Annotated in this window: 29 protein-coding genes and 2 pseudogenes; 12 read left to right on the forward strand and 19 right to left on the reverse strand. The window is 61.5% G+C overall.

Annotated features, from left to right (window positions below; all coding sequences use genetic code 11):
• Nucleotides 1–551: 551 nt before the first annotated feature.
• Genes HNO81_RS16380 through HNO81_RS20490 form a run of 3 tightly spaced genes read left to right on the forward strand, consistent with a single transcriptional unit; the run spans nt 552 to nt 1,808 of the window.
• Nucleotides 552–758, forward strand: coding sequence for a hypothetical protein (locus HNO81_RS16380; protein ID WP_254703529.1), 207 nt, complete (start codon nt 552–554; stop codon nt 756–758).
• Nucleotides 759–804: 46 nt separating this feature from the next.
• A complete protein-coding gene (locus HNO81_RS16385) occupies nt 805–1,566 on the forward strand; it encodes an ATP-dependent DNA ligase (protein WP_371818292.1) in 762 nt (253 codons plus the stop codon).
• Nucleotides 1,563–1,808: a hypothetical protein gene (locus tag HNO81_RS20490; protein ID WP_371818293.1), complete on the forward strand. Its 246-nt coding sequence runs from the start codon at nt 1,563–1,565 to the stop codon at nt 1,806–1,808. The genes HNO81_RS16385 and HNO81_RS20490 overlap by 4 nt, the downstream gene beginning before the upstream one ends.
• 136 nt (nt 1,809–1,944) lie before the next feature.
• On the opposite strand, the gene HNO81_RS16390 is transcribed toward HNO81_RS20490, so the two are convergent.
• The 3 genes from HNO81_RS16390 to HNO81_RS16400 all read right to left on the reverse strand — a co-directional run bounded on the left by HNO81_RS16390 (nt 1,945) and on the right by HNO81_RS16400 (nt 4,201).
• A complete protein-coding gene (locus HNO81_RS16390) occupies nt 1,945–2,790 on the reverse strand; it encodes a hypothetical protein (RefSeq protein ID WP_175319174.1) in 846 nt (281 codons plus the stop codon).
• A gap of 135 nt (nt 2,791–2,925) precedes the next feature.
• Nucleotides 2,926–3,672 (reverse strand): hypothetical protein, encoded by a 747-nt coding sequence (locus HNO81_RS16395; protein ID WP_175319175.1) that lies wholly within the window; start codon nt 3,670–3,672, stop codon nt 2,926–2,928.
• Between the two features lie 124 nt (nt 3,673–3,796).
• Complete coding sequence (locus HNO81_RS16400; RefSeq protein ID WP_175319176.1) at nt 3,797–4,201, reverse strand: hypothetical protein; 405 nt, start codon at nt 4,199–4,201, stop codon at nt 3,797–3,799.
• A 229-nt stretch (nt 4,202–4,430) separates the two neighbouring features.
• Here HNO81_RS16400 and HNO81_RS16405 point away from each other — a divergent pair, with 229 nt between their 5' ends.
• Both HNO81_RS16405 and HNO81_RS16410 read left to right on the forward strand, forming a co-directional pair.
• Nucleotides 4,431–4,760: a hypothetical protein gene (locus HNO81_RS16405; RefSeq protein WP_175319177.1), complete on the forward strand. Its 330-nt coding sequence runs from the start codon at nt 4,431–4,433 to the stop codon at nt 4,758–4,760.
• Nucleotides 4,741–5,067 (forward strand): hypothetical protein, encoded by a 327-nt coding sequence (locus HNO81_RS16410; protein ID WP_371818294.1) that lies wholly within the window; start codon nt 4,741–4,743, stop codon nt 5,065–5,067. Before HNO81_RS16405 ends, HNO81_RS16410 begins: the two co-directional genes overlap by 20 nt.
• Before the next feature lie 369 nt (nt 5,068–5,436).
• Here HNO81_RS16410 and HNO81_RS16415 read toward each other — a convergent pair whose 3' ends face one another.
• Nucleotides 5,437–6,462: a Z1 domain-containing protein gene (locus HNO81_RS16415; RefSeq protein WP_175319178.1), complete on the reverse strand. Its 1,026-nt coding sequence runs from the start codon at nt 6,460–6,462 to the stop codon at nt 5,437–5,439.
• A 264-nt stretch (nt 6,463–6,726) separates the two neighbouring features.
• Nucleotides 6,727–7,029, reverse strand: a complete 303-nt coding sequence (locus tag HNO81_RS16420) for a DUF4193 domain-containing protein (RefSeq protein WP_175319179.1) — start codon at nt 7,027–7,029, stop codon at nt 6,727–6,729.
• Between the two features lie 167 nt (nt 7,030–7,196).
• Here HNO81_RS16420 and HNO81_RS16425 point away from each other — a divergent pair, with 167 nt between their 5' ends.
• Nucleotides 7,197–7,883: a hypothetical protein gene (locus HNO81_RS16425; RefSeq protein ID WP_254703530.1), complete on the forward strand. Its 687-nt coding sequence runs from the start codon at nt 7,197–7,199 to the stop codon at nt 7,881–7,883.
• 99 nt (nt 7,884–7,982) lie between these two features.
• Nucleotides 7,983–9,083 carry an ATP-binding protein gene (locus tag HNO81_RS16430; RefSeq protein ID WP_175319180.1) on the forward strand — a complete coding sequence of 367 codons (1,101 nt, stop codon included), beginning with the start codon at nt 7,983–7,985 and terminating at the stop codon, nt 9,081–9,083.
• 232 nt (nt 9,084–9,315) lie between these two features.
• On the opposite strand, the gene HNO81_RS16435 is transcribed toward HNO81_RS16430, so the two are convergent.
• The 3 genes and pseudogenes from HNO81_RS16435 to HNO81_RS16445 form a co-directional block, all read right to left on the reverse strand.
• Nucleotides 9,316–9,522, reverse strand: a complete 207-nt coding sequence (locus HNO81_RS16435; RefSeq protein ID WP_175319181.1) for a hypothetical protein — start codon at nt 9,520–9,522, stop codon at nt 9,316–9,318.
• 75 nt (nt 9,523–9,597) lie between these two features.
• A complete protein-coding gene (locus HNO81_RS16440) occupies nt 9,598–9,915 on the reverse strand; it encodes a hypothetical protein (protein WP_371818295.1) in 318 nt (105 codons plus the stop codon).
• A 106-nt stretch (nt 9,916–10,021) separates the two neighbouring features.
• A pseudogene (locus HNO81_RS16445) lies at nt 10,022–10,612 on the reverse strand (IS110 family transposase); the annotation flags it as partial.
• Nucleotides 10,613–11,169: 557 nt separating this feature from the next.
• Between HNO81_RS16445 and HNO81_RS16450 the strand changes: the two are divergent.
• Nucleotides 11,170–12,105, forward strand: a complete 936-nt coding sequence (locus HNO81_RS16450; protein ID WP_175319182.1) for an amidohydrolase family protein — start codon at nt 11,170–11,172, stop codon at nt 12,103–12,105.
• A gap of 64 nt (nt 12,106–12,169) precedes the next feature.
• On the opposite strand, the pseudogene HNO81_RS16455 reads toward HNO81_RS16450, so the two are convergent.
• From HNO81_RS16455 to HNO81_RS16505, 11 genes and pseudogenes are all read right to left on the reverse strand, one after another.
• Nucleotides 12,170–12,550: pseudogene (locus HNO81_RS16455) on the reverse strand (recombinase family protein); the annotation flags it as partial.
• 450 nt (nt 12,551–13,000) lie between these two features.
• Nucleotides 13,001–13,528, reverse strand: a complete 528-nt coding sequence (locus HNO81_RS16460) for a hypothetical protein (protein WP_175319183.1) — start codon at nt 13,526–13,528, stop codon at nt 13,001–13,003.
• Nucleotides 13,529–13,804: 276 nt separating this feature from the next.
• Entirely contained in the window at nt 13,805–14,140 is a 336-nt protein-coding gene (locus tag HNO81_RS16465) for a DUF309 domain-containing protein (protein WP_371818296.1), read from the reverse strand.
• Between the two features lie 458 nt (nt 14,141–14,598).
• Nucleotides 14,599–14,919, reverse strand: coding sequence for a hypothetical protein (locus HNO81_RS16470; RefSeq protein ID WP_015062076.1), 321 nt, complete (start codon nt 14,917–14,919; stop codon nt 14,599–14,601).
• The gene (locus tag HNO81_RS16475; RefSeq protein ID WP_015062035.1) at nt 14,919–15,551 is read right to left on the reverse strand and encodes an AAA family ATPase; all 633 of its coding nucleotides are present in this window, start codon (nt 15,549–15,551) and stop codon (nt 14,919–14,921) included. The genes HNO81_RS16470 and HNO81_RS16475 overlap by 1 nt, the downstream gene beginning before the upstream one ends.
• A 645-nt stretch (nt 15,552–16,196) precedes the next feature.
• Nucleotides 16,197–17,810: a hypothetical protein gene (locus HNO81_RS16480; RefSeq protein WP_254703531.1), complete on the reverse strand. Its 1,614-nt coding sequence runs from the start codon at nt 17,808–17,810 to the stop codon at nt 16,197–16,199.
• A gap of 390 nt (nt 17,811–18,200) precedes the next feature.
• Nucleotides 18,201–18,446, reverse strand: a complete 246-nt coding sequence (locus HNO81_RS16485) for a hypothetical protein (protein WP_015062033.1) — start codon at nt 18,444–18,446, stop codon at nt 18,201–18,203.
• 72 nt (nt 18,447–18,518) lie between these two features.
• Nucleotides 18,519–19,967, reverse strand: coding sequence for a chromosome partitioning protein ParA (locus tag HNO81_RS16490; RefSeq protein ID WP_175319186.1), 1,449 nt, complete (start codon nt 19,965–19,967; stop codon nt 18,519–18,521).
• 6 nt (nt 19,968–19,973) lie between these two features.
• A complete protein-coding gene (locus HNO81_RS16495) occupies nt 19,974–20,489 on the reverse strand; it encodes a hypothetical protein (RefSeq protein ID WP_175319187.1) in 516 nt (171 codons plus the stop codon).
• Nucleotides 20,486–21,568 (reverse strand): CHAP domain-containing protein, encoded by a 1,083-nt coding sequence (locus HNO81_RS16500; RefSeq protein WP_175319188.1) that lies wholly within the window; start codon nt 21,566–21,568, stop codon nt 20,486–20,488. Before HNO81_RS16500 ends, HNO81_RS16495 begins: the two co-directional genes overlap by 4 nt.
• A gap of 51 nt (nt 21,569–21,619) precedes the next feature.
• On the reverse strand, nt 21,620–21,886 hold the full coding sequence (locus tag HNO81_RS16505) for a helix-turn-helix domain-containing protein (protein ID WP_371818297.1): 267 nt from the start codon (nt 21,884–21,886) through the stop codon (nt 21,620–21,622).
• A gap of 188 nt (nt 21,887–22,074) precedes the next feature.
• On the opposite strand from HNO81_RS16505, the gene HNO81_RS16510 reads away from it, so the two are divergent.
• From HNO81_RS16510 to HNO81_RS16525, 4 genes are read left to right on the forward strand one after another with little or no spacing between them, the layout of a single operon-like run.
• Entirely contained in the window at nt 22,075–22,668 is a 594-nt protein-coding gene (locus HNO81_RS16510; protein ID WP_371818298.1) for a DUF6668 family protein, read from the forward strand.
• 14 nt (nt 22,669–22,682) lie between these two features.
• The gene (locus HNO81_RS16515) at nt 22,683–22,970 is read left to right on the forward strand and encodes a hypothetical protein (protein ID WP_175319191.1); all 288 of its coding nucleotides are present in this window, start codon (nt 22,683–22,685) and stop codon (nt 22,968–22,970) included.
• Between the two features lie 11 nt (nt 22,971–22,981).
• The gene (locus tag HNO81_RS16520; protein ID WP_175319192.1) at nt 22,982–23,710 is read left to right on the forward strand and encodes a hypothetical protein; all 729 of its coding nucleotides are present in this window, start codon (nt 22,982–22,984) and stop codon (nt 23,708–23,710) included.
• 10 nt (nt 23,711–23,720) lie between these two features.
• Nucleotides 23,721–25,052, forward strand: a complete 1,332-nt coding sequence (locus HNO81_RS16525) for a hypothetical protein (RefSeq protein WP_175319193.1) — start codon at nt 23,721–23,723, stop codon at nt 25,050–25,052.

The raw sequence follows: 25,052 nt of genomic DNA on the forward strand, positions 1-25,052 counted from the left end.
TTTTGGCTGCTGGCGAAGCTTGCGGAGCTGTGGCCGACGGAGGCCTGTCTACCCGGCAGGGCAAGGGGCGGGAAATTCCCGGAGGAAATCAGCGACGAAGGAGCGCCGCAGGGACATTTCCCGCACCGCGGGCCCCGACGAAGGAGGGGCTAGACGGGCCGGAGCGGACACGTACAATCCGTCAGGACAGCAGCCAAAGCGTCGTAGACAGAACAGGGCCAGAGACGACGGAGCTCTGCGGAGCCGGCACTGGACCCAACAGCCGGCCGCGCCAGCGGACGCCCAAACGGGTGCGAGCCCTGCGAGCATGCACCATCACTACCGGTGTGGCATGCTCGAAGGCGTAAGCAGCAGGATGTTTACACCCCAGGGCAGAGGGCCCATTCCCACCGGTTGCGGCCCTCTGCTTTGCCCTGGGAAGTCATTGGAGCGTTGATACGAAGGGAAAGCCGATGGGTCTGTGGAGCTGGTTTGTCCGTCGGCGCACGGCGGCAACGGCTGCTGGTCGCCCCGCCTTCGCAGCGGCCATTGAGCCGAAGGAACAGGAGCCGTTGACTCCTGAACAGGTGGCAGATCTGAAAGCGGCGTGGGCCGAACTCGCCGAGGCGGCGAAAGAGTCAACTGCCACCGGTTTTCATGCCTGCTCACGGGGCGCGAAGGCGTGGCAGGAAGATCCGGCAGCTGTGCGGAGCGTGGCGGCATTACTGCGCCGCGTCGACGCGGAGGACGCTGCTACGGAAGGTCCTACGGCCAAGTAGAAGCCAGCACGGACGTTCGTGCTGGTTTCTCCTTTAGGCTGGGCCCATGGCCGAGTCCCTTCCGCCGGCACTACACCCACCGGTCGCGGTTGCCCTGGCGAAACTCGTCAAGACCTTCCCCGGCCCCAACGCACTGCCCGGCGGCCTGAACGCCGAACCCAAATTCGACGGTTTCCGCACTACCGCCTTTAATGACGGCGGCACGGTGACGCTGTGGTCCAGACAGGGCAAGGAACTTACCCGAATCCTGCCGGACGCAGCTGCCGCCCTCGCAGAGCAATTGCCTCCCGGTGTAGTCCTGGATGGTGAAACCGTCATTTGGAACCGGGACCGGCTGGACTTCGACGCGCTGCTGCAGCGCATGGTCACCTCCAGGGCCGCGCTTCCGGCCCTGGCCAACGAGCTGCCCGCTTCGTTCGTCGCCTTCGATGTGCTGGCCGTCGCAGGGCAGGACACCCGCGGTGTGCCGTTCACCGGGCGCCGGGAGCTGCTCGAGGAGCTCGCCCGGGACTGGGCCGCACCATTGCACCTCTCCCCCATCACCAGGGACATGGACCTGGCGAAGACCTGGTTGCGGGATCTTCCCGCGACAGGAATCGAAGGTCTCGTGTTCAAAGGCTCCCAGCCCTACGAGGTCGCCAGGATCTGGTTGAAGCTCAAGCACAAGGATGTTTGGGACATGGTGTGCGCGGCCGTGATCGGGCCAGCCCGTGGCCCAACCACAGGCCATCATCGCCGGCCTGCCCATCGGCGGCGAACTGAAGATCGTCGGCCGTTCGACCGTCCTGACTACAAAGGCCGGGCGTGAACTGGGCCGGGCCCGGGCACCCCTGGCCCGAAGAGATCAGCGAGTCCTCCCTGAACAGATTCAGCAAGGACAAAGGCCCCGTGCGGCTGACACTGGTCGAACCAGTCGTGGTCGAGGTCTCGGCCGACGTCGCCTGGTCCGGCACGTCCTTCCGTCACCCCGTCACCTATAGGCGCGTCAGGCCGGAGCTGGATCCTTCCGAAGTCAGGCTTCCTCCGGAACTGGACAACAGGCACCGCTAACGACGGCGCTGCAGCGGATTTATATCCACGGTAGACACACTGGGCATAACCCGTCCCGGTCCGCCACTGAAAGATGCCGATGAACCTCTGACTATGAACTAACCACCTTTAAGGGGTGAGCGGGTTCGTGGCTGGCTCACGTAGCGTCGGCTGGATCCAAGGTCGTGAATCCGCCGGGTGGTTCGATGCCGCTGAACAAGGCCATGTTCTCCAGGTTGTTGCGCGTGAAAAGCTCTGTGTAGGTCATCCTCTTCTCTAGGGATGGCCGCTGCCCCGCCATAGTGAATCCAGCCCAAGCTTCGATTTCGGGGTCAATCCCTACTCCAGTGAGGTCCGCTTCGATGGCGAAGCGCGGTATTGCTTTGCTCGTGGTGAAGCGTCCGACTACAAGCTCGCCGACGATGTGGTGGTAGGGCTGCACTGACTCGTCAAAATTGGCCACCACACCGTCCGGCAGGCGCAGACGGATTCGATGCGCACCGACCCTTCCCATCCCCACGTGCAGGCTTCGGTGTCGATCCGTGCGGGCAAGCTCGTGGACCCAATAAAAGAGGTTGCTTTCCGGTCCGTAGGGAGACTGATAAGGCTGTGCTGCCTCAATCTTGTCCAAAATGTCTCCCGGAACGCCGGACAACCGCTTGCGTTGGCTGGTGTACTCCTTCACGGTTGAGCAGATTGGGTATTGAATTCGTTCAGCCAGCGGAGGCGGATTTTGTCCAGTGGCTGAGGCAACCCACGCGTAGAGACCGTTATCCAAGGCAGCTCGAACTGTCGCCAGCCAATCACTGAATGCCAGCGATAGCTGCACAGGTGCTTGCTCACGGGTGACGGCCAGGATTTCAAACGTAGTCGGAGTAAGGTTTCGGACATCGATGTCCCAGGGATGATTGGAGATGTACTGCTTCCAGGATTCACCAAATTCCCGTCGCTTCGATGCGGCGTGGTTCAGCCGCGCGAAGGCGAAATCAAAGAGCTGCTGCATGGCCTAACCATAAAGGCCGACCGCGACAATTCCTCTCTGTATGCGTGGGCCTGTAACTGGTCTTTGCCTTCCAGGGGTGTAGTCGAGGTCGGCGCAGTGACTGGGCGCAGTGACTGGTGGAGCTCCCAGTTGGGGCTAGGACAGCTGCCCGTCGACCGTCTGTGGCGGCGTGTCAGCGTCCTGGTTCCTGATAACCATGAACTCGCCATGGAGGGAGCGGCTTCTGTCCAATCGCTCCACTGCAGGCCTCTGTGTCGCTTCGTCGATTGAGGAAGCGGGGTCCTCCAGGGCTGCCTGTGGCGCGCTCTCCGCGCCATCACGAACTGATACGTCGGCGAGCCACTGCCTCCCTTGGGCCGCGTACTTCTCAGCCTCATGGACCGAGCGGAGGGCTGCTTGGTATTGTTCGGCGGTCACACTGGGCTTTTGTACCCCGAGAGTGCCGGCTTCATCATCGATATCGGAAGCTACTTCTGCGGGCACCGCCTCTAGTCGGGCAGTGGCATGTGGGCTCTGATTGCGGAATTCGCCCCTTCGTTGCGTCGACTTACTCTTAGCCCATTTCACCAGTTTGGGAATGCCGAGCTTGGCGTCGACCGCAGCGTCGACACCGTGCATGATGTAAGGCCTGAGCGCGTCCAGGAGATCGCTGGCGACCTGGCCAGCGATCTGCTGGGCTACTGTCGGGTCGGGCGGCATGGCCGGGGTGTGCGATCGGATAATGTCGTCGATATTTGCTGGACGTGATTCGGACGGTCCTAGGAGTTTTCCTGTGTCGTTTTCGCGGAGGAGGTCTCGGTCATAGCCGGAGGTCTCTCTGGAGCCGGAGCGGCGCGTCCCCTCGCGGCGTCGGACCCAGCGCAACTCTTCATCGTGGTTCATGCGATGACCGTCCTCATAGCCGAAGTGTAGCCGCGTTTGTTGGCAGTTCCGTGGTCGCAGTCGCTGCCTGCACCGCGGATTGCGATGAGCCGCTTCCCAAGACACTGCCGCATGACGCCTGCGGCTAACTTCGATCAGCTGGCCGCGTGTTCCTAGCTTCCACTTCCAGTAGAAAAAGGTCGGCCAGGCTTAGCCAGTCACTGATCGGCAGCTCAGAGCACCAGTCCTCAAGGAACTCCTCGGGCGTGGAATTATGCGGGGTCCGGTTGATGCCTTCCGACCGGAAGTTCTTAAACGGGGACGTCGACCTGTCCACCCGAAAGATGATGTTCCGGGGCTGGTTCACGGCGCCGAATTCGATTTTGGGGAGTACCTCAGGTGACTGCACAGTGGGCTGCCATTTACGCCAGGCGGACAGAAAGGGACCCTCGAAAGCAATGTTGTCCGTGGCAATGTGAGTGACACCGCGTGCCGCAAGAGCCGCGAGAAAGCCGTTAGCCAACACCAGCAATTTTTGGTTCGTCTCCATGGTCACTCAGCCTAGTGCGAGTAACGAGCGGTTCCTTCCCGAGCAATATCGCTGAACAGCATAAAGCCCTTGGTGAACTGGACGGTGGCATTAGTGACGACCGCGGAAGTCGATCGGTCTTCGGCGAGGGTCCTTTGTCATACCCCTCCCCCATCATCAGAAGCGGCGGGCAAACCTTGGCCGCCATCATTTGGCGTGTCGATTCGAATATATGTTCTAAGGTTGTGGTATGGGACCCGAGCAAGCTGCAGCCCTGCAGGCGCAGTATGCGCGGCGGGCCGGCCCTATCGGGCTGACCGTGGAGGAGCTCGACTTCGAGCATTTCCCGGTCAAGAACGGGTATCCCGGGATCCCGGTCAAGGCATGGATCCGGTTCCCGAACTGCGCCGAACTGGTGGACGGGGAAGTGTTCGCCTGGACAGCGAAAGCGGCCGAAGTGACATGGAAGGACGGTCCGGTGACCTACCGGACCTGGGTATGGAGCTCGGCGGTCACTCGCCGGGAAGAAATGATGAACAGAAATTTGGGAGAGCGGACCCGTGGCAAGAACAGCAACTGACAAAACCCCCAACGTACCGGTGCAGGTCCGGTTCACCACGGCCGGCACTCCCCTGGCCGTTAGGTACGACGGCCGGATCTGGGCCGTGGCCGCCGAGCCAGTGCACTGGTTTACTCGCTCGGACTGGTGGAACACCGCCAAGCGGGCGCCGGTCGGCATCGGGAACCTGGTAGACATCGAGAACTGGAGGATTCAAGTGCGTTTGACCTCGACCTCGGCGCTGCGCACGTTCGAACTGCGCCGCGACCCGTTGTCGGACCAGTGGCTGCTCGCGGCTATCACGGACGCCGGGGCGGTCGCGGCCTAGCGGCGGGGCATCGAACGGACTGCCGTGCCGTTGCCCACAGCCAGGGACAATTCCTTATGGGTTATCCACCGCTACGGCTGCTAAGGGAGCTACCCAACGGCTCCCAATTCTCAGCCGTGGATAACCCGAATTGACCCCAGCTATGGACAACTCGAAGGTCACCTGGGCGCCGGAACCGTAGCGTGAGCGGCGCCGTGAGCCACTCTCCGGGCAATCTGCTGGAGAGCTCAAAGACAGCTAAAGTCGGCTCTTCATAAGCTTGATGCCTCCGCTAGACTCCGCTTCCGCAGACACCCGCCCGGTCAACCGGTTCTCCTGTCATTCAATCCGGCTGAAGGCTGGGGGCCGACAACCTCGTAACTCCTCCCTTCAAGCGCTGATGTTAGAGGCCTCAATTGTTGGTGACGATCGGCGGTCCGGTGCTCGTACACTGAAGCCGGCCTTTCCCTTCGGTGCCGCGGCGTGGGGCAGGGCCCACGAGAAGAGTGTGGCGATATCTGCTGGATCGACTATGCTCCCGGTCAGAGCGCTAGGTTCCGAGACGGCAGTTTGGTTCTTCCACTGATCAGCGGCGAGGGTAAGTATGATGGCCCCTGTTGTACGAGAAGCAGGGTCGTTCGGCTCCTTCTCCTTGGTGAACTGGTCTTCAAGGGGCTGTCGTGTCCATCTAGACGATCCAGAAAAGTCTCCGCGTGCGCGTCTGTTTCGTTCGATGATGGGGAACTTGGTAGTTCCCGTCTCTTCGAGGTCAATCATTCGCATGACTGGATCATTAGTAGGAATGGGCATGACGACCTTGAAGTGGGTAATACTTCCTTTGCTGGCTGCCTCTTTTACGAACTGAATATCCGGGTCAGCAAGGCCTGGCTTGCTCCACTCAAACGAAGATAGGGCCTCGATTATGAGCTGCGCAGGCACGAGGCCTGTTTTGGCTTTGTAGGAGGAGATCCGCTGGGTTGCCGTGGTGTATTCGAAGGATTCCGTTTCCGTAAGACAGTTGAGTAGGGGCACCATTGCCAACAGGTTTTCGCGGTTCTTGTTTTGCTTCGGGTCCCGGGGCGGCAGATAGAAGAAGTCCTTGAAGCGGTCGCCTTTGGCGTACTGGACGATCTGAGCGTTATACATGCGGCTGCGTGCGGTCGGCCTGAGCCAAGGCAAGCTTTGGGAAACGAGCGGAGGAATATCGATGGGGCGTACCTGTGGCTGTCCGTTTTCATCCAGCTCAGCAAACTGCGCGAGCTGATCTCTGAACTCTTCCTCGTCACCGATCATCGACTCAAAAGCCTCATAAAGGTCATACGGCTTGGGGTTCCTCGCCGAAGCTGGAACATTGCGCGCGATGTATAGCCGCACGAGGTCCCGGTAGCCGGGCCTGTAACCGAACCAGCGGCCCATTTCCGACCAGTACTCCCCCGAGCCCGACCAGATCGGGCGGAGTCGCCACCGTTGTCGGGCGGAGCGGGTTTTCCATGAGATCTCATGTGAATATCGGTGAATCCTGTGAATCTTGTGAACTCACCAAATCAGAGGGGTTGCTGTGCCAAGGCTGCGCGTTCGGCCTCACCTGGCTCACAACTCCCGCTGCACCTTTGGGTGGGCGCCGACACCGATGTACCCAATTGTCCACCTGCCTGAACAATCAGGGCTCAGTAGAGGCCTTTACCCTTCGCACTCGGTGCAGTATGAGTGGCCGTTGGCTTCCCGTGCGAGTTGAGACCGATGCCGGACGAGGAAACAGGAGTAGCAGGTGAACTCGTCCGCAGCCTGAGGAATAACCTGAACGATGAGCTCCTCAGCGACGATCTCTCCCCCGGGAGTCAAGCCCTCATCGAGGGCATCCGCTTCGTCGAGTTCGGTGACGACGCTGCGGGCATCGGGAGCATTCGCAGACTGCAGGGCTTCCAGGGAGCGGTCCTGGGATTCCTTAACATCGGAACGGACTTCGTCGTAATCAGTTGCCACTTTAGGTGATTCTCATTTCTGACATTTTCTGGGCAGTTCTTTCTGACGAGACTGAAACGTACACCAATGCACCGTTGTTCCCACGTCAACGGGCTGTCGGACGCCGGGACCGGGACGGCACGGGAAATGCCTAAGGAAATGCCTAAGGAAATGCCTAAGCTGTGGTCATGAGGGTTTCAAAAACGGATTCCATCGCCGGGCTGCCGGCCGATTTGGCCCGGGCCATTGCCCGCAAGTTCAGGGGCCGGGAAGGGGTCGCCGAAGTCGCCGTCGACCTGCTCAACGGCACGGAATTCGAGCTCGGGGCAGTCTTTGCAGGGCTGGAAACTGCCGGATATCTGGAGAAGGTACGGGTCGATAACGACGGGGACGTCTGGTGGGACACGACCATCCAGGGCAATGCCCTGGCGATGGCAAGTTTCGGAAAGCCGATCAGCAGAAAGACCGCAGACCGGCTCGTTGCCGGGGTGCTGGAGCGTGCGCGGGACTACAACGCCGGACCGGGAAATCCGATGTTTATCAATACGCTCAGGGTCTTCGGGAGCTATCTCAGCCCGGAGATTGACCCCTTAGGGGACGTCGATATCGAGCTCACCTACGGTCGGAGGATGACAGACCAGAAGGCCCTGGCGGACTACACCCGAGCCAGCGGACGGTCGTTCAACACGTACGTTGACCAGCTGTTGTGGCCGCAGACTGAACTCTTCCTGCACCTGAAGAAACGGTCATCGTTCATCAACATCACCCTTGAAGACATCACCAGGCTGACGGACCGCTTCGAAACCATCTACAGCATCGATGCGGACCCGCAGGCCCTCCGCCCGCCGGCCGATAGCTCCCTCATCGGAAGGTAACGGGATACGGAGGAAGCGGGGCGACCTACTCCCCTAGCTCACAAGATTCACAGGGCACACTAAACTCACAAAACTCACAGGTACTCATAGAATGGACTGATGATAGAGAATCCCTTTAGGCCATCGGCAGGAGCCACCCCGCCGGAAATCATCGGCCGGACAGGCTTGCTTGACGAGTTCGAATACGGGCTCCGGCTTGGCTCGGGCGCGCCCGGCCTCCTCACCATCTTTACCGGAGCCCGAGGTATCGGCAAGACCGTAATGCTAGGGGCAACCCACGACGCGGCGCGCCAAGAGGGATGGGCAGTTATCGCAGAGACTGCAACAGAGGGCTTTATGGGCCGGATTGGCGAGGCCATGCGCAGTCTGGCAGAGGAACTTGGCAACGGTCCGCAGAACCGGCGAATTACCGCCATCGCGGCGGCGGGGTTCAGCATCACCACTCAGCTGGCCCCTGAACGTCAGGTGGCATGGCGCACGCTGGGAGAGGAGCTTCTGCAGCTCCTTGATGAAAAGGGCACCGGTCTGGTCATTACTGTGGACGAAATCCACGCCGCCGATAGGAATGAACTTGCTCAATTGGCGGCCAGTGTTCAGCACTTCATTCAGGACCGCCTGCCCATCGGTCTGGTCTTCGCCGGGTTGCCGGCAGCCGTCTCAGACCTGCTCAATGAAGGCGTCGCGACGTTCCTCCGCCGAGCCGACAAAATAGACCTCCACGCCGCACGCATCCGGGACGTTGAAAGTTCTTTCACCTCCATATTTGCCGCTGCCGGCTTCCATATAGCCCCGCAGCTCATCCAAAAGGCAGCGGAATCCACCGGCGGCTATCCCTTCCTGATCCAGCTCGTGGGTTACTTTCTCTGGCGCGAAGCCGAGAACAACAACGGCACGGTGACAGCCACAGAGTCAGAACGGGCATTGGAAGCCGCGCACAGACGCAACGCGCGCACAGTTATCGAGGCTGCCCTCTCAACCGCTTCACCAAAGGACCTCGAGTTCCTTCACGCCATGGCCCAGGATGACGGCCCTTCTACCGCCGGAAACATTGGAGAACGGTTAAAGGCCAAGACCAACCTCGTTGCCAACTACCGCTCACGCTTACTGGCCGCCGGCCTGGTCGAACCCGCCGGGCATGGCAAGATCGACTTCGCGATACCTGGACTCCGTCAGCACCTGCGGAACATGGCTGCCGACTGAGATCAACCGTTTGGAACACCGCTGTCCTGCGCGTCCCCAGAGGAAATAGTCCAAAGTGCTCTGGACTATTTCCTGGGCCAGCATCTGCAAGGAAACCCACTCTCCGCAGACCGCCCGGGATCCCGGGGGCTGGTCCGCGGCGCCCCTGTTCCGGGCCGGTCCCGGGTCCGCGTCGGCTGCCTTTCGCCGGATTACTCCGCGGCGTGTTGGTCGGCGCCCGGGCGGCACTTGCTCACTCGCTGGGGTTTTGTCCGAGGATCCGGAGCAGATCGTCGACCACCATCCGTAACTCCTCGAACGCGTGCTGGTAGTACAGGGGAGTCATCTGGTCCTGAGGGGTGTCGTCCAGATCGGCCAGTAATCTCAGGGCGTCTTCAATGATCTCCCGGTCGTTCCCGTGAATCCGTGGGCGATCAGTGTTGTCGGGCTCTTGGGTCATGTGATCCTCACCTTGCCAGGGTCCAGTTCCACGGAGTTGGCTGTGCCGGCGGGCCCGTCCTTGCAGATGCTGCCGTCAGCGGCTTAGACCGTTCTTAGCCCGCGAAGCGCCCACCGCCGGCCCTGTCTTCGTTTTCCTCACCTTTGCCGCACCATTGCCCCTCATGACGGCCGCACTGGGGTGTGTGCCCTCGCTGCGTGCCGCGGCGATGCGGCCGCGGACCTGGGTTTCGTTCGCCCCGCTGTTCTCCAGTGACTCTGCGAACTTCTCGTGGTGGATAGCTGAGCCATAGCCTGCCGCCGACGTGCTTTCAGTTTTCAGGCCTTGGTCTTTGAGTCGGCCGCTGTCGTTGCCGGTAACACGGTTCTCGATCTCACGACCTACGCCTTCCATGCGGGAAAAGAGTTCCTTCTCGGCGCGTTCGTACCGCTGTTCCATCGAGGACCACTGGGAGCCGGCGAATCCGCCTTCCGCCAGGAGCTTGGCTTCGTGCATGTCCTAGCCTGGCCTGACCCGTGCGGCGGATCCCGTCCGGGGTCCGGTGTTTGGTCAACAGCAGCAGCGCTCCTTTGGAGCGGCTGTAATCAAAGGCCCGCTCCAGCGCGGGGAAGTATTCGAGCAGTTGGGCCTGCAGCCGGTTGATCGCCCGGACCCGGTCAGCGGATTTGTCGGCCCGGCGGGCGGTCAGGAGCCGCAGGCCGGTGCTGATCTCATCCCCGGCACGCAAGGGTTGCAGGTCACGGCGCACCCTGGCCTGGTCCGCGATCACCGCGGCGTCTTTCGCGTCCGTTTTGCCCTCACCGCGGTAGAGCTTGGAGGCGTGGTGGACGACCCGACCGGGGATGTAGAGGATGTTCTGGCCGTGGGCCACGAGGATGGCGATCAGCAGCGCAGGTCCGCCGTGGTTCAGGTCCGTTGCCCAAATGACCTCGTCCCCGTCCGCGAGTTTGAGGACGTTGGACATGAGCTCGATCAGTGCCGGTTCGTCGTTGGGGATTTTTTGCGACAGCAGCCGGTTTCCGTCGGCGCCGATCACGACGCAGTGATGATGGGCTTTGCCGGCGTCGATACCGGCCCACACTTTCGCCACAGCAGCCTCCAGTCTGTCGATGGTTGAAGCCCAGCAGATAACCGCGCCGTCGTGTCCTTATCCGGCGATCATGTCGCGTCTCTCAATCAGCGGTCGGGTCATCGCGGGGCGGCGGGCGGCCAATCCTACGGAGCCGTCACGACGTGAATCGTCCAGCCACAGCAACAAAGCCATACCCGCCTCCCCTGGGTAGCAACGACCCTACAACGGCCGCGGAACCACCCGACAACAACATAAGGACAGCAGCAAAAAACAGAAAGAACGCTTCTACAGCCCGAGCGCAGCGAGGTCCGAGCACTTAACCTGAGGCGCTGACGTGCAGGGCGGGAAGCGAAGCCCCGCGTCACCTTCGTGCCGGGCCTCCCGCGGCCGCAGTGTGTCATAGACCACTCCCCTACCGGTCGCTTCACCGGATGAGTCTTACGGGACGCCGTTGGAACCTGGCTCGCAATGATGCAGTTCAGCGGTGCGTGCGACCGGTGAGGGACCGGCTAAGGAGACGGCAGAGGATGGCGCCGAGCGATAGCAGTGGCTCTCTACATATACTTAGCAGGGCAATGGCTCTGTCACGCCTGCGCAGGAGGTTTGTCTTGGCTATAGCACCTGTACCGCGTTCAGACGCGGATGTCCGCCCGTATCTCGACTCGCTGGGCTTGCCGGGGATTATTGATCTGCATGTGCATTTCATGCCTTTCAAGGTGCTGGAGAAGGTGTGGGTGTTCTTTGACCGTGTTGCGGACAGCGGGGCTCCCCCCTGGCCCATCACCTACCGGGACTCCGAAGAGGAACGGGTGCGAACGCTGCGAGACATGGGAGTGAAGGCATTCACGACGCTGAACTATGCGCACCGCCCCGGCATGGCGCAGTGGCTCAACGACTACTCGACAGCATTCGCCTCGACCCATGCTGACGCCATCCACTCTGCCACTTTCTACCCAGAGCCAGGCGTGGAAACCGTCGTCGCGCACAGCTTGAAACAAGGCGCTCGAATTTTCAAGGTACACATCCAGGTGGGAGGATTCTCACCCTTGGATCCTCAGCTTGCACCCGCCTGGGAGCTTATCGAGGACTCCGCTACACCGGTCGTCATCCACTGCGGCAACGGTCCGCACCCCGGGGAATACACCGGACCTGAACCCATACGCGAACTCATCAGAAGGTACCCCTCGTTGGTGCTCATCATCGCGCACGCAGGCCTGCCGGAGTACCAGGAGTACGCCGACCTTGCCGCAAACAATCCTCACGTCTACCTCGACACCACCATGGTCGGCACCTCCTACATGGAACAGGTCGCCCCGATCCCGTCCGGATACCAGGACACCCTTGCCGGACTGTCACACAAAGTCGTCTTCGGCACGGATTTTCCTTCGATTCCCTACTCCTACAGCCACCAGATTCAGGTACTCGAAGGCTGGGGACTCGGAAGCCAATGGATGAAAAATGTCCTCTGGCACACCCCGCAGGCACTCCTAAGGCTGGACCGGCTGCCCTAGCCTCGCCTGTCTTTGCTCCTAACGCTGGGGCGCCGTGTCCGAGCCCTTGCGCCCGCAAGAGTGTCCGTTGGAGGATGAGCTCGCGCTCATACTCGGCAAGGGTTGCAAGCATGTTCAACATCAGCCGGCCAGTCGAGGTTGCAGGGTCGATGCCATCGGAGATGGACCGGACCTGGACACCGCGGCCGCGAAGCAGGGCCACCGTGTTCAGCACGTCCATCAGTGACCGTCCCAGCCGGTCGACCCGCCACACAACAACGGTGTCCCCCTCCTCGGCGTACTCGAGGAGCCTTTTCATTCCCGGCCGCTCGACTGCCGTCTTGCTACCGGAAGTGACATCGGTGAAGACATCGCGTTTCTGCACGCCAGCCTCCATCAGTGCATCCAGCTGCAGCTGGGCGTCTTGGCTGGAAGTACTCACGCGGGTGTAACCCAGTACCCTCACAAGGCAATTCTGGCTCGAAAAGCCCCCGATGCACCCGCGGCGAGACGATTTACTGTGAGAGGCATTTACGAGACACGAACACCCGGCCATTCCGCCCGCTCGCGCGGCCGTCGCTGGTCCCACCCGAGGTCGGCGAGAGTGTCTTGAAAAACTGTTGTTTTTCAAGACGGTGGGTGGGAGCCTGACGAAGGGCGGCGTCGGCGTCCGTTTAAGGCACCTTCACCGGGCAATTTCTCGGGCGGGTCATACGGGAATCAGCCATCCCGCCTGGAGAGTAGACGTCGGTTGAATTTTCCTGCTCCACCGCATCCTCATCGGCTGAGCAGCGCCCCGCCCACCTCCGAAAGTGCGACAGAGCCGAAAACTTGACACCCCCGAGCACGCCGCGATGGCGGTCGCCATTCCTGCAACGATCAGTGTCACGGCGGCGCGAAATGCATGACGCATCCGTCACACAGCTTCCTCCGCGGCGAGGAACTCTAAAACCACACGTCCAGAACTCGGAGTCGAGCTTCGGAGTTCTCGCTGAACTGCGAGAATCATCGGACGGATCTCGTCGTATCCACCGGGGCTCCGTGCGGGGGGATTCCGTGACAGCGCCTCCGCTTCGTCGGCGGCCATCCGTGCAGCATCGAACTTTCCGTTCGCGCAAAGGGCTACGGCCCGCACGGTGAGCGCGATCGGCAGGAAGTGTCGATCTCCTCCGAATCGGAGGGAGTTCACGGCACCGAGCGACACTCCTTCGGCCTGGGTGTAGGCGCCGCGGCGAATCAGGTCGACCGCCTGGGACACGGAGCCGATTGCCTCGAAGCCCAGGTCGCTAATCCCGTTCACTGCCTTTGTAGCGCGGACGCCAACCAGCCCGATAACGAATGCCGTCGTCAATGCACCGACCATCGCCAGCCATTGCCCATTGAAAAGTGCGATTACCCCGCCGATGCCGCAAGCAATTTGCAGAAACCCCAGAAAAGCCCGCATTCGTCTCCCCCCGACCGAATATGTGTCCCCTACTTTGGGAACCGTGGTCAAATCATGCCATGAGCCATGGCCACTCCCATTCACCGCCGCACCGCACCGCTTTGACGAAGGTCGGCCGCGAGATCCATCAGTACGAAGACGTCGCGTCGCGAGCCCCCTGCCTGATGCTGAGTGCCTGCCGCCGTTCCCCTTATGGGACAAGTTAAGGGTCAAGCAAACTCTTAGCAGTCTTCCGGAGATAGTACCTCCGCCTGCCGCGAGGATGCTGGTGCCAGCTCAGCCGCCGGTGCCCATCCGATCACGCGCGCAACTCACCACGGCGGACAAATCGAGCCCGTAGGTTGGCCCTTCACCGGAACCGTACTCCTCGAGTCGGGCCGCGCCGCGATCGAAGAGCCGGAGCGCGCCAACGCTGTTCCCCCGGGCAGCGTGGGTGAGCCCGACGCAGACCTGGGCGAGACCTTGCCAAAGGTCACGTTCTTGGGCCGGCCCGGCTTTCCAGCGGGCCTCCAGTACCTCATGCGCGGCGAAGGGCCGGCCCGCTTCCAGCAGGTTCCGGGCCGAGACCAACGTCTCCGCCGGCGGCAGCGGCTCCTCGGAGACCGGCTCCACACCGGCGCTTCCGTACGGCAGGGGCCGTCCAAGAGCGTCACGTGGCCGGGCCTGCCGCGGGCGCCTTAAAGCATCCCGGTCCCGGTCACCGGTCATTGCAGTTTCCGCTCTGAGCGTCCATGGACCTTAGCAACCTTCATCCGCCCAATGCTAAGGCTCGGCCCTTCGAAATGAGCCATGCACTTCCCTTGGACCCCATGCGTTGATTCTTGGTGCGCCGTCAAGGATTCCCTTGCGGGCCGCACTGTGCGCCAAATAGCGCTGCGAAAAAGCCGCCATATATCGATGAAAGTCACACATTTTTTGGAGGCTTGCCGGACGCCGATCAGAAACGGTCGTTTTTGACTGGCCTTTTGGATGCACTCCAATACGCGCTTGATATCGCAGGCCAACTTTCTTGTGGCTGCTATGAAGTTGCTATCAACTTGATAGCAACTTCATAGCAGCCAGGGGCTTACTTACTCGTAACTGTCGCGGACCTGCTCGAGACCGATCCTAAGAGCGCGCAATGCCATCGGATGCTTCTTTCGGCCTTCGAGCTTCGCCACGTCCGCAAGTAAGTCCATGAGTTCACGGTCCTCGTCAAAACGAAGCAACATCGTTCTGGCAGTCCCCTTGTCCCTCGAATCACTAAGTGTGGGCGTGACACTGGGCCTGGCTGGAATTCCGCGCTCAGCGCTGACAGCCGGCGAGGTCAGTAGTGGTTCAGCGGCATTGCCAAACGCCTCGATAGCCTCGTCCCTTGCTTTCTCGGACGCGGACCGCTTCTTGATTGCCACTACCCCATCAACTCCTCTACCAGCCCACGGATTTCCCTCGCCGCCTTAGGGTTCTTCCACTCAACAACTCCGAGCCCCTCCCCCACCACATCTCGATAAGCCTTGCGCTCGTACAGAACGGTTCGCAGTGGTTCGATACTCGGATAGTCGGAAAGGTAATCTCTGGCGTCGCCACTTTCAGATTCGAACGCGTTGGTTGATACCCGTGTAAGAGCCCCCCTGACTCGAAGGGAGGGATTGAAGTCACGGGCAGTTTCGATCAACCTATCGACGGTCGCGAGTGTATCGAGATCAAATTGACTCGATTGCGTCAGGATCAACAACTGATGGGCCGCAGTCATGGCTGTGCGCATCTCCTTGCTGTCCTTCCCTGCCACATCGACAAGGACAACGTCATAGCTCGTATCCAGTTCACGCAGCGTCTCGTGCAGGCTCCCAAGTTTCTCCACTACAAAGATGCGAGGTTCATGCCCGGCCTCTTCGCGGTCTACGGCCCAACGAGCAGTGGACCGCTGCCGGTCACCGTCCACGACCGCTATGCGCATCCCCCGCTTCGCCAGCTCGACAGCAAGGTTGGTTACAACCGTGGACTTGCCGACGCCGCCCTTTTCGCTACCCACAACAATGATCATGCCTCCAACCTAATGCCGAGGTTGATAGCAAAAGGCTAGCGACACGCTACCTGTTTGATAGCACTATGAAAGCAGTAGCAAGTGGGCCGGATCGAGAGGAGATACTCGGATAATGTGATAGCAGTTTCAAACTGCTATCAGATCACTATTAGATCGATAGCTATGAGCGCCGAGGGACCAGGCCGTCAGCAAGCTCAAGCTCGCGCTCAGCCACTACTCACCTCCTGTCTAGAGATCATGCGTCATATGGAATACCGCTCGCTACTAAATCGCTATTGAATCACTATCAATTTGATAGTGATTATGAAACTCAGGGACAGCTGATGACTGCCAACAGCGCGCGGTTGCTAGCGAAACACTACTTATTCGATAGCACTATGAAAGTAGTATCAGTACGTGGTCGGCGGACCAATGCACAGCCCAAGTCATCGGAGCAGTTTCAAAGTGCTATCGAACTACTACACAACCGCGGCTGAGGATCAACCTCAAACTGCTCGACGCGGGCATAAGCTCCACGCAATCGCCACCCACGCTCAGCAGGGATGTCGGACCAACTCGAAACGCTGTGCTAGCGAAACGCTACTAAGGCACTACCGATTCACTAGCATTTTGGTAGCTGGCAACGAAATCATCTGCACCAGAGACCTATGCGGGCTGACCTATTCGCCACACTGCCGCGTCATCCGGGGGTAGCCAATACTCATCCCTTTCAGAATCAAACAAATCGACCTCATCGATGGCAAGCTGCAGTGTCTTGAACCTATCGAGGTAGGCATGCCAGATCGCGCGTTCGTGACGATTCCGGCGGATGTGGTCAAGGTAGTCGTCGAGCACTCCGAGCCTGGCGGCGAGCATGCGGAGGTTCACTGAAGTGGTTTTCCACGTTCTACCGTGGCGCCGGATCATGCCGAGTGTCTCCATCTCAGCCAATGCGGCCGAGCAGGCGTTGCGGCTGACACCACTGTTGCGGGCCACTTCCGCGGTGGTGGGGGAGTGGCGCCCACGTTCAATTGCCTCATAGGCAAGGGCAGCCACGTCTCCCAGGGCCCGAAACACGGGGCGGATGGCGTGAATTTTTCCTTTCCGCCACGTCAGTTCCCGTGCAAGTTGTTGGTAGTGCTCAGGGAGTTGAATGAGGTAAACATCGGCCACCTTCTGACGTGCGTCGGCGATCTTCGTGAGGATCCCATCAGACGCTTGAACCAAGACGGGCAGCAGCCTCGCGATGGTGACGTGGTGTTTGCCCATCGCGACAGCAAGAGTCCGGCAGCCGACATCCAGGATGTCTGTTTCTTTAGCCCGCATGTATCCCAACAGTCCGCGGATCAGGAGGCGGAGGCTGAGGCCTTCTCGACCGCGTTTTTGGAGTCTGTGGTCAAGGACTGCGTACAGGACATTTTCCAAGTCGTTCACGAGTTGGTGTACAGCAGCACTACTAGATTTGCTTGCCCCCCCGGTGGTTAAAGTGGCGCTTGTGTTGTTAATAGGTGCACTCCTTTCCCCACGATTACGGGGGAGCGGTTTTCGGGCGCTCGAAGCTGCACCGGTGAAGGCCTGGGCTTTGGCCCACTCGTAAGGAAGGAGCCTTGCCTGGCGTTCTGCAGATCCGTATAGGGCAGCTAGGCCCGGGAACTGGCCGACGAGTTCGTTTTCTACGTGCTGCAGGGACCAGCCACAGGCACTGAAGTGGTTCAGCACGGCCATTCGGGCCTCGGACGGGCCCTTGTACTTAGCCGTGTCGTACAGACCGGTTCGTGCGACTCGTCGCAGCGGGGTCTCACTACTGGATCTCAGTGAGAGCGCCGGCAGCCCGCCGGTTCGTTGAGCGGCTACGGTCTTCGCTTCTCGGGCCTTGAGTGCGCGTTTGCGGGCCAGTTCCGGCGCCAACGCCGTACGCAGCTGCACTAAGCCCCGTGCTGGGTTGCGGCGGCGCAGGATGTCGTAGGCCTGGGACAGGGGAGTGATGAGGGTTTGGTGGCCACCGGACTTGTGGATCGTTCCTGGGACACGGATGCAACCGTCTGTGATGTTCTGGTGGGGGCTTGGGTCGAGACTGGTGGCCATAAGGGCTAGCGCTTCGACCAGCTCCCGGGCCTCGGCTGCGTCCATCCGGTCGTGCAGCGGCACGTACAGGTGTCGTCCACCGCTGGGAGAGAAATCCTCCACGAACCTCATGCCGCACGCCGACAACAATTGGCCCACCCGGACCGCGTCCGAGTCCACCACGCCCTTCAGCGCCTTCGAGGTATCAAAGTCCAAGCACAGCGTGGAGACTCGGCCATCCGTGCCGTGCACCATTACAGCAGCAGGATGTCCCGGCAAAGACGGAGTGATCTTCGGCGCATTTTTCGGCCGAGGATATTGAAACCTCTGCCCAATCCACCGCCCCAACCGGTACGAAGGCGCGCCAGCAATCAGCGGAGCAAGACCCCATGCATCTTCCGGCTTGGGACGTGGAGCGACACTCACAAGGGCATGCGTTGACGTCAATACCGGTTCCGGTACCATAAGGACAGTAGTTCCTTTCGAGGTAACACAAATGGCACCCACAGCGTGGGTGTTGTAGCAGCTCGGATCCGGATCTTGGCGGATGAGGGATCTGAGCGAAGGATTAGGAAGGTCCCTCCTTTTAGGAGGGGCCTTCTTCCGTTAGGAAGCCTTATCGATAGGCAGGGCTCCTTGTTCCTGGTAGTCGTCTATGTCAGGCCAAATAGGCAACCCGCGAGCATCCAGCCGGATGCTCATCAGGAGGCGTTCGGCTGCCTGTCCTTTGGAGAGCCCCATGTGGGTGGCAAGACGTTCCACTAGAGCTTTAGCATCGGCAGCAACGTCAACTTTGAGGACGACGTTGCCGGCCCCTGTACCCCGTACGCGTCTGTGGATGGCTGTACTCATAAGCCCGAGCCTATAGGTACCGGTACCGTTAACTGCGCGGCCCGTTCGGCGTGTCGTTTCCATTAGACGAGGTCAGAAGCCTTTGGCCACCGCGGCAGCCGCGGCGAGCCACGCGCGCTGGGTAGCTGGTTGGAGGGCGTCGTAGCGGATGGGGCCGTTGACCAGGGCGGGGTCGTAGGGGATGCGGACCACGGCTCGTACATGGGGGGCGAAGCCGTCAGCGATACGCCGGGCCTCATCTTTGGCCCGCTTGAGTGCGTCGCCGCTCATGCTGCGCTTGGCGTCGGTGGATTCGGAGACGATGACGACGGCGTTGCGGGCCAGTTCGGCATCGTGGCCGCCGCGGGATTCGAGCGTTTGGAGGGTCAGGCGCGCGGCCTCGGCGCGGTCTTCGATGGCTGTCACTGGGACGACGAGCTGGTTGGTGTGGTGGATCATGCGGCGCCAGTTGGCCGCGCGGGCGGTGTTGCCTGAGTCCATGACGATGAGCCGGTAGTAGCGGGTGAGCACCTGGTGGGCGATGTCCACCTCCTCAGCGGTCACTTCGTGGTCGCCTTCGTCGTTCTCGTCCGAGCGCAGGACGTCGAACTTGTCTGAGGTCTGGTGGTGGACGAACTGGGCGATCTCGGCTGCTTGGGCGCTGGGGGAGAGCAGCGCCTTTGATGAGTCGATGAGATCCAGGACGCTGTTGTTGTGGCCGCCTTGTTCGGTGCGCCAGCCGAGCGTGCCCTGTGATTCGTTGTTGTCCCAGGCGACGGTCGCTGCGCCGCTGTAGCGGGCCAGGATTGCACTGAGCATCACGACGGTGGGTGTCTTGTTCGCTCCGCCCTTGCGGTTGACGACGGCGACTGTGCGGGGGCCGGGCCAGTGTTGGCTGACGGTGCGGATGTCTTCGCGTTCGGCCAGCTCTTCGGCGGATGGGTCCATGCGGAAGCCGAGGCGGCTGAGTGCGCCGCGCCAGCCGCGCGTGGCGGGCTGGAGCACGGGCGTGCTGATGAGGAACGAGGTGTCTTTGAGGCTGCGCCGGCCGGCTGGTTCTTCAGCGGCTGGTGTGGCGGCCGGTGCGGGTTCCTGGGCGGCCGCGTCAGTGACAGCTGCACCGAAAGTCACTGGCGCTGCCCCGGTTGGATCCTCGGGCGTTTCTTCGGGCTGTGGGGCTTCCCGAGGCGGAGCGGGAACGGGCGTGGTCGTGACCTTGGCCGGTTCGGGTGAAGGGGCGGCCTTAACGGGCAAAATGTCCTCCCGTCGGGAGGCGGGCTTGATTGGAGTGGCCTCGCTGACGACACCCTCGGGGGAGACGATGATGAGGCCCTGCCCGTCCGGATCAGTGGTGCTGACCCGGACGGGTCGACCGAGCTGAACAGCGGTTTCGGTGATGAGGCGTATCGCGTCAGCAAGGACGGCGGCTTCGTCGGCGGCCTCGATCGCATGGGAGGTCCCGTTGATGGTGACTTCGCCGGTTCCGTTGGTGCGGAGAACGGCGTTGATCTTGGGGAAGTCGAGTGCTTGGGTTTCCATCATCTGTCCTTACTTTGCGCCGTTCGGGGGTGTGAAACGGTTGACCTGCCAAGGCTTGTCCGCTGCGCTGCGGAGCAGCTGCACGTCGTAGTCGCCGGCATCGGTGGGAAACACGACATGGCAGCCGAAACCGTTGTTCTCATCGATCTTGAGCCGGCCTGTTCCGGTGACCTTGGTGACCGGGATGTTGGCAGGGTCAACATATTGGTAATCGGCGGTGGCTTGGGCGGTCAGGAGCTGCCCGAGCTCCTGGATCCAAACTTTGTCCGTGACCGTGGGGCGGGCGAAGAGCGTCATGGCCTTGGTGGCGGTTTCCCGCGCGGCTGTTTTGCTTGCCTCGTCCCAGGCAATGCCCAAAGTGGCGGGCGCTGTGCCGCCGGGGGCTTGGGGCTTGCCGCCTGCGCTGAGGGTGGCCGGCACGGTGGTGGAAGTGCTGGGTGACGGTTCCGCGGGCGTTGTACTAGATACTGACGCGCAGGCGGTACACATGAGCAGGGCCGCGAGGGCTGTCAGGGTGCGTTTCATGGTTCCTCCGGTGAGTCGCTGCCGGGCAGGTAGAGAAAGGCGCTGGGAGTGCCGTTCTGTACTGTGCGGGTGTAGTAGGTGTGGTCGTTGGGGGCGGGGTTGCCGTTGTAGCCCTCTTCGAAGAAGGTGCCGTCACCGTTGACGGCTTTGACGATGGCGACGTGGCCGTAGGTGCCGTCTGCGCCTCCGGTGCCGGGGGAGTACCAGACGACCGCTCCTACCCGTGGCGTTGTGCCGGTCGGCCAGCCTTTGGCGTCCCAGCCGTCCTTCCAGGTCAGGGCAGAGCCGAGGAGGGCACCGTCGGGCCGGAAGGTGCCGTTCAGGACCTTGTAGGGGGCGGTGGTGCTGCCGAGCTGCTGGTTGATGCGCCAGAGGGCGAAGTCGACGCATTCGCGGTTGAACATGCCCAGCGGGGAGGGCTCGTAGATCTTGGCCGTGCTCCACGGCAGGTCATCGCCTGTGCCGGATCGGCCCGGGATGCCACAGGAGCTTGTGCCCCCGGCGTCGGTGATCTTCGCGTCGCCCAGGGCGGCGACGACCTCGACGGCTGCCGGCCAGTAGGCCCGGTAGTGGAACGGGTCAGCGTTGCGCTGGACCCTGTGTGCGGCGGTGGTGGGTTCGAGCTGTTCCCAGCCGTTGATCTTCTGGAGGGCCTTGAAGAAGTTGCTGGCGGAGGTCGTGGGGTTCATCCGGTCCTGATAGGTGCCCCAGGCGCCGTTGCCGCGCTGCTGGAACAGTCCCCGGGAGTCAGGTCCCGGGCCGTCGCCGTGGTCCAGGACACGCAGCCCGGACTCACCCATGGCCGTCATGACACCGATCGTCTGGCCCCGGGCAGACAGGCCAAGGGCTTTGCCTGCGTTGATGACCAGGCCGGCGTTTTTCAGCTGCTCGCCCTGATAGCCGGCGACAGCGACCTTGGGCAGCTGGTTTGCGTCGACGCTGACGCTGGAACCGGTCGGTGAGCAGACGTCGGCCGCGGCCTGAGAGCCCCCGCCGAACAGGATGATGGACAGCACCAGGCCAACAGGCGCAAGGACGGCACCGGCCACCAGCACGGCCCCGCTCCCTGGTGACTGCATGTGTCCCCCTCACATCTGCCCGTTGCTTTACGTCTGTTCGGTTGCTTCGCCCTAGGGCTGGTCCTGGTTTGTCTCGTCTGCGGTGTTCACTTCCGGTGTCTGGCCCTTCCTGAGTGTGTTCCGGTTCTCCCAGACCCAGTCCTTGACTTGATCTCTGGCGATCAACCATGTCTTCTCGACTTGGTAAGCAGGAATCACTCCGGTTTGGAGCCAGCGGTAGACGGTGTTTCGGGACAACCCGAAGATCTCTTCGAGGTCCTGAGGCGTAAGACGCTCCGGGTACTTGGCGAAGAGTGCTTCCAGGTACTTGGGGTCCACGCTCAGTCCGTCCCACCGCATAGAGCCAGCATAGACCACAAATGTGTACTGTGATGTACTAGACGTGATTGAAAGGTACGAAAGCTGTTGCTGGAGGTCACTTATGGCCTTTCGTGTCGGATGGTACCGATACGATCTTTGCGGACATTACTAGGGGATGTGAAATGCCGGTCTCAAAGAATCGCTGGGTGAACCTCGGCGCAGACACTATCGACGAACCCGTTCCAGCCATCCCGGAAGAGCCGCCTTTCATCCCTACCGGGGCGACGAAGCCGCAGCTAAGTGTTCCGCAGCCGGACCAAGCGGACCGCCTTCCGCGCAGGAATGTTACGGGAAGCCAACCAGCCTTTTGGTGGCTTGGCGTGCACGGCGGCGCGGGCGAAACCTCACTTGCACGCCTGGACAAGAACAGCAGGGCAGCCGATCATCACTGGCCTTTGACGGCAGCCGGGTCCGTCGTCGTCCTCGTTGCCCGTTCCAATATCCCCGGCCTGCGCGCGGCCCGGTTGGCGGCAACTGAATGGGCTTCAAGGTCACTTCCCGGGATCCAGATCGCTGGCCTGGTGGTCATGGCCGACGCCCCCGGACGGCTCCCCAAAGAAATCCGCGACTTCTCCCGCGTCGTCGGCGGGGGAGTACCCCACCTGTGGCACTTTCCCTGGGTGGACGGATGGCGCTACGGCCACGACGTCGCCCCCGAAGAACTGCCCAAAGAAGCCCGCACCATCCTTGAGCAGATACACCTCGCAGTAACCGCCACCGCCGCACTCACGGCCAAGTAGAAAGAAGAAACCCTATGTTGTTCTCCAAGGCCATGGAATGGTCCAGCATTGCCATCACCGAGATACCGAACCCGGGCACCGGTGAAGCACCTCCCGGCTCCGAAGGTTTGCTCACGATCCTCAAATGGGTCGCCTGGATCGTCTTCGGCTTGGCCGTGGCCGGCATCCTGATCACCGCCGGGACGATGATGATCAACAACCGACGCGGCGAAGGCGGCGAGCACGCCGGCCGTCTGGCATGGGTCCTCGGTGGCTGCATCCTGGCAGCCTCTGCAGGCGGTGTCGTAGGCGCCCTGGTCTAAGGAGCCCAGCCATGACTGAACCGACAGTGAACGAAGACCAGAATCCGCTGACCAAACCCAAGTTCATCATCTCGGCCGTTGTCGTGGCGATCATAGTCGCGCTCGGAATCATCCTGGCCCTGCTCCCCAAAGGAGGAGGAAACCCGGCAACCGAGCCAAGCAACTCCGGATCTACCAGCGCCAGTACGCAGCCCAGCGCGGCGGCGGCCGCAAGCGTCTGCGGCCTGCCCTCCGGCGACCAGGCCAAACCAGCCACCACACCCACCGACACCAAGTGGGAGCTGGTCGGAAAAATTGCCGCGCCAACATCACCAACGCAATTCGGCCCCGGCAAGACCGAAGCCAACGGCCTCCGCTCCTGCTTCGCACACTCACCCACCGGGGCGTTATATGCCGGAGCGAATATCGTGATCCTCGCCAGCTCGGGCCACAACGACCTGGTTCTTCGGTACCTGACCGTTGACAGCCCAGAGCGCGACAAAATGCTCGGATCTTCTTCGCCGTCAGGTAGTTCTGGAGGGCCTTCATTCCAGCTGGCTGGCTTCAAGCTCACGGACTACACCGGGGATCGCGCCGTGATTGAGTACGGATTCAAGGTGTCTAACGGAACCTTCGGCTCACTGCCCGTAGTGCTGCAATGGTCCGGCGGCGACTGGAAAGCTGTTCCTCCTGCTTCCGGTCAGCCTGAAGGAAAGCAGTTGGCCGACCTGAGCGGGTTCATTCCCTGGGAGGGCGTCTAGCTTGCGGCCGATGGACCAGAACGGAAAGCCTTGTGACTGGTGGAACTTCGGGTGCCAGGCCGGTGACTTCATAAGTGACCGGGCGAACGACGCAACCAAGGATATGGCTCAAGCTATTGCCGATGCCGTGGGAAACGTCATCAAAACGCTTGGCACGTTTTGGGTGCATGTGGGGACTCCCGCTCTAACAGCAGCGCCGGGAGGCTCTACCGGGAGTGATCCGGTGTTGTTCCTGCAGAACAGTCTTTATTTTTGGACGGCGTCCCTGGCGGTGCTGTCTGTCCTCGTGGGTGCGGCCAAGATGGTGATTGAACGAAGGGGTGCGCCCCTGCGTGATCTGGTGCGTTCGCTCGCGACCCTGATCGTCGTGTCTGGCGCGGGTGTAGCGGCAGTAGGCCTCCTGACGGTCGCGGCCGATCAATTCTCTGCCTGGATCATCAACAACTCCACCGATGGAACGTCGTTCAACGAGAACATCACGTCCCTTTTGGCGCTTTCGGCTACCAGCCCGATCGGGTCGATCATGATCATCCTCCTGGGGCTGATCGCGATTCTGGCCTCGGTGATGCAGATCGTGCTCATGATCGTCCGCGGCGGCCTGCTCGTCATCCTGACGGGGATCTTCCCTACGGCTGCAGCTTTTACCAACACCGAGGCCGGCAAGGGCTGGTTCCAGAAGTGCACGGCCTGGTTGATTGCGTTCATTCTCTACAAGCCCGCGGCCGCCATCGTCTACGCCACGGCCTTCCAACTTAGCGGCAGCAAGATCTTCGGGAACGTTGGTGACGGCAAGGACTTTGGCTCCGCGCTCCTGAGCACGGTCACAGGCCTGGCCCTGATGATCATCGCTTTGTTCGCCATGCCAGCCCTCATGCGCTTCGTCACCCCGATGGTGGGTGCCGTTGCTGGCGGCCGTGGAGCTGTGGCTGCGGGAACGGTCGGTGCCATGGCTTCCGGTGCTGTCAGCATGGGCAGCGCCGGCCGAGGCGGCGGCCCATCCACCAGCTCGACGACGACCCACAGCGCATCGAGCCAGAACCCTGGATCGCAGGGTCCTTCAGGGACCGGCAGCCAGGGAACAGCCGGAACCGCTGGCACGGCAGGAAAGACCGGCACCCGGGAATCAGGAGCCACGGGTTCGGGAGCAACAGGTGCGCACTCCGGAACTGGCCCGGCAGCATCCACCGGCGCCGGCAGTCCTGCTGCAGGCAGCGGGGCGGCAGCTGCGGCAGCGGGTGCAGGCGGTGTCGCCGTACTGGCCGCACAGAAAGGCGTTGAAGCAGGCCAGGCCGCTTCCGGGGCGATCAAAGACATGAGCGAAGAATCTACGGGGGGTGCCTGA

The sequence above is a fragment of the Pseudarthrobacter sp. C4D7 genome, assembly GCF_013359725.1.
Lineage (GTDB): Bacteria > Actinomycetota > Actinomycetes > Actinomycetales > Micrococcaceae > Arthrobacter.

Bases quoted from the DNA above. Each gene is read 5' to 3' on its own strand.
- HNO81_RS16425 (WP_254703530.1), top strand. From the start codon at position 7,197: ATGAGGGTTTCAAAAACGGATTCCATCGCCGGGCTGCCGGCCGATTTG.
- HNO81_RS16450 (WP_175319182.1), top strand. From the start codon at position 11,170: ATGGCTCTGTCACGCCTGCGCAGGAGGTTTGTCTTGGCTATAGCACCT.
- HNO81_RS16475 (WP_015062035.1), bottom strand. From the start codon at position 15,551: ATGATCATTGTTGTGGGTAGCGAAAAGGGCGGCGTCGGCAAGTCCACG.
- HNO81_RS16495 (WP_175319187.1), bottom strand. From the start codon at position 20,489: ATGAAACGCACCCTGACAGCCCTCGCGGCCCTGCTCATGTGTACCGCC.
- HNO81_RS16440 (WP_371818295.1), bottom strand. From the start codon at position 9,915: ATGGAAGGCGTAGGTCGTGAGATCGAGAACCGTGTTACCGGCAACGAC.
- HNO81_RS16490 (WP_175319186.1), bottom strand. From the start codon at position 19,967: ATGATGGAAACCCAAGCACTCGACTTCCCCAAGATCAACGCCGTTCTC.
- HNO81_RS16515 (WP_175319191.1), top strand. From the start codon at position 22,683: ATGTTGTTCTCCAAGGCCATGGAATGGTCCAGCATTGCCATCACCGAG.
- HNO81_RS16485 (WP_015062033.1), bottom strand. From the start codon at position 18,446: ATGAGTACAGCCATCCACAGACGCGTACGGGGTACAGGGGCCGGCAAC.
- HNO81_RS16525 (WP_175319193.1), top strand. From the start codon at position 23,721: ATGGACCAGAACGGAAAGCCTTGTGACTGGTGGAACTTCGGGTGCCAG.
- HNO81_RS16390 (WP_175319174.1), bottom strand. From the start codon at position 2,790: ATGCAGCAGCTCTTTGATTTCGCCTTCGCGCGGCTGAACCACGCCGCA.
- HNO81_RS16400 (WP_175319176.1), bottom strand. From the start codon at position 4,201: ATGGAGACGAACCAAAAATTGCTGGTGTTGGCTAACGGCTTTCTCGCG.
- HNO81_RS16395 (WP_175319175.1), bottom strand. From the start codon at position 3,672: ATGAACCACGATGAAGAGTTGCGCTGGGTCCGACGCCGCGAGGGGACG.
- HNO81_RS16430 (WP_175319180.1), top strand. From the start codon at position 7,983: ATGATAGAGAATCCCTTTAGGCCATCGGCAGGAGCCACCCCGCCGGAA.
- HNO81_RS16520 (WP_175319192.1), top strand. From the start codon at position 22,982: ATGACTGAACCGACAGTGAACGAAGACCAGAATCCGCTGACCAAACCC.
- HNO81_RS16385 (WP_371818292.1), top strand. From the start codon at position 805: ATGGCCGAGTCCCTTCCGCCGGCACTACACCCACCGGTCGCGGTTGCC.
- HNO81_RS16435 (WP_175319181.1), bottom strand. From the start codon at position 9,522: ATGACCCAAGAGCCCGACAACACTGATCGCCCACGGATTCACGGGAAC.
- HNO81_RS16460 (WP_175319183.1), bottom strand. From the start codon at position 13,528: ATGCGGGCTTTTCTGGGGTTTCTGCAAATTGCTTGCGGCATCGGCGGG.
- HNO81_RS16405 (WP_175319177.1), top strand. From the start codon at position 4,431: ATGGGACCCGAGCAAGCTGCAGCCCTGCAGGCGCAGTATGCGCGGCGG.
- HNO81_RS16415 (WP_175319178.1), bottom strand. From the start codon at position 6,462: ATGGGCCGCTGGTTCGGTTACAGGCCCGGCTACCGGGACCTCGTGCGG.
- HNO81_RS16500 (WP_175319188.1), bottom strand. From the start codon at position 21,568: ATGCAGTCACCAGGGAGCGGGGCCGTGCTGGTGGCCGGTGCCGTCCTT.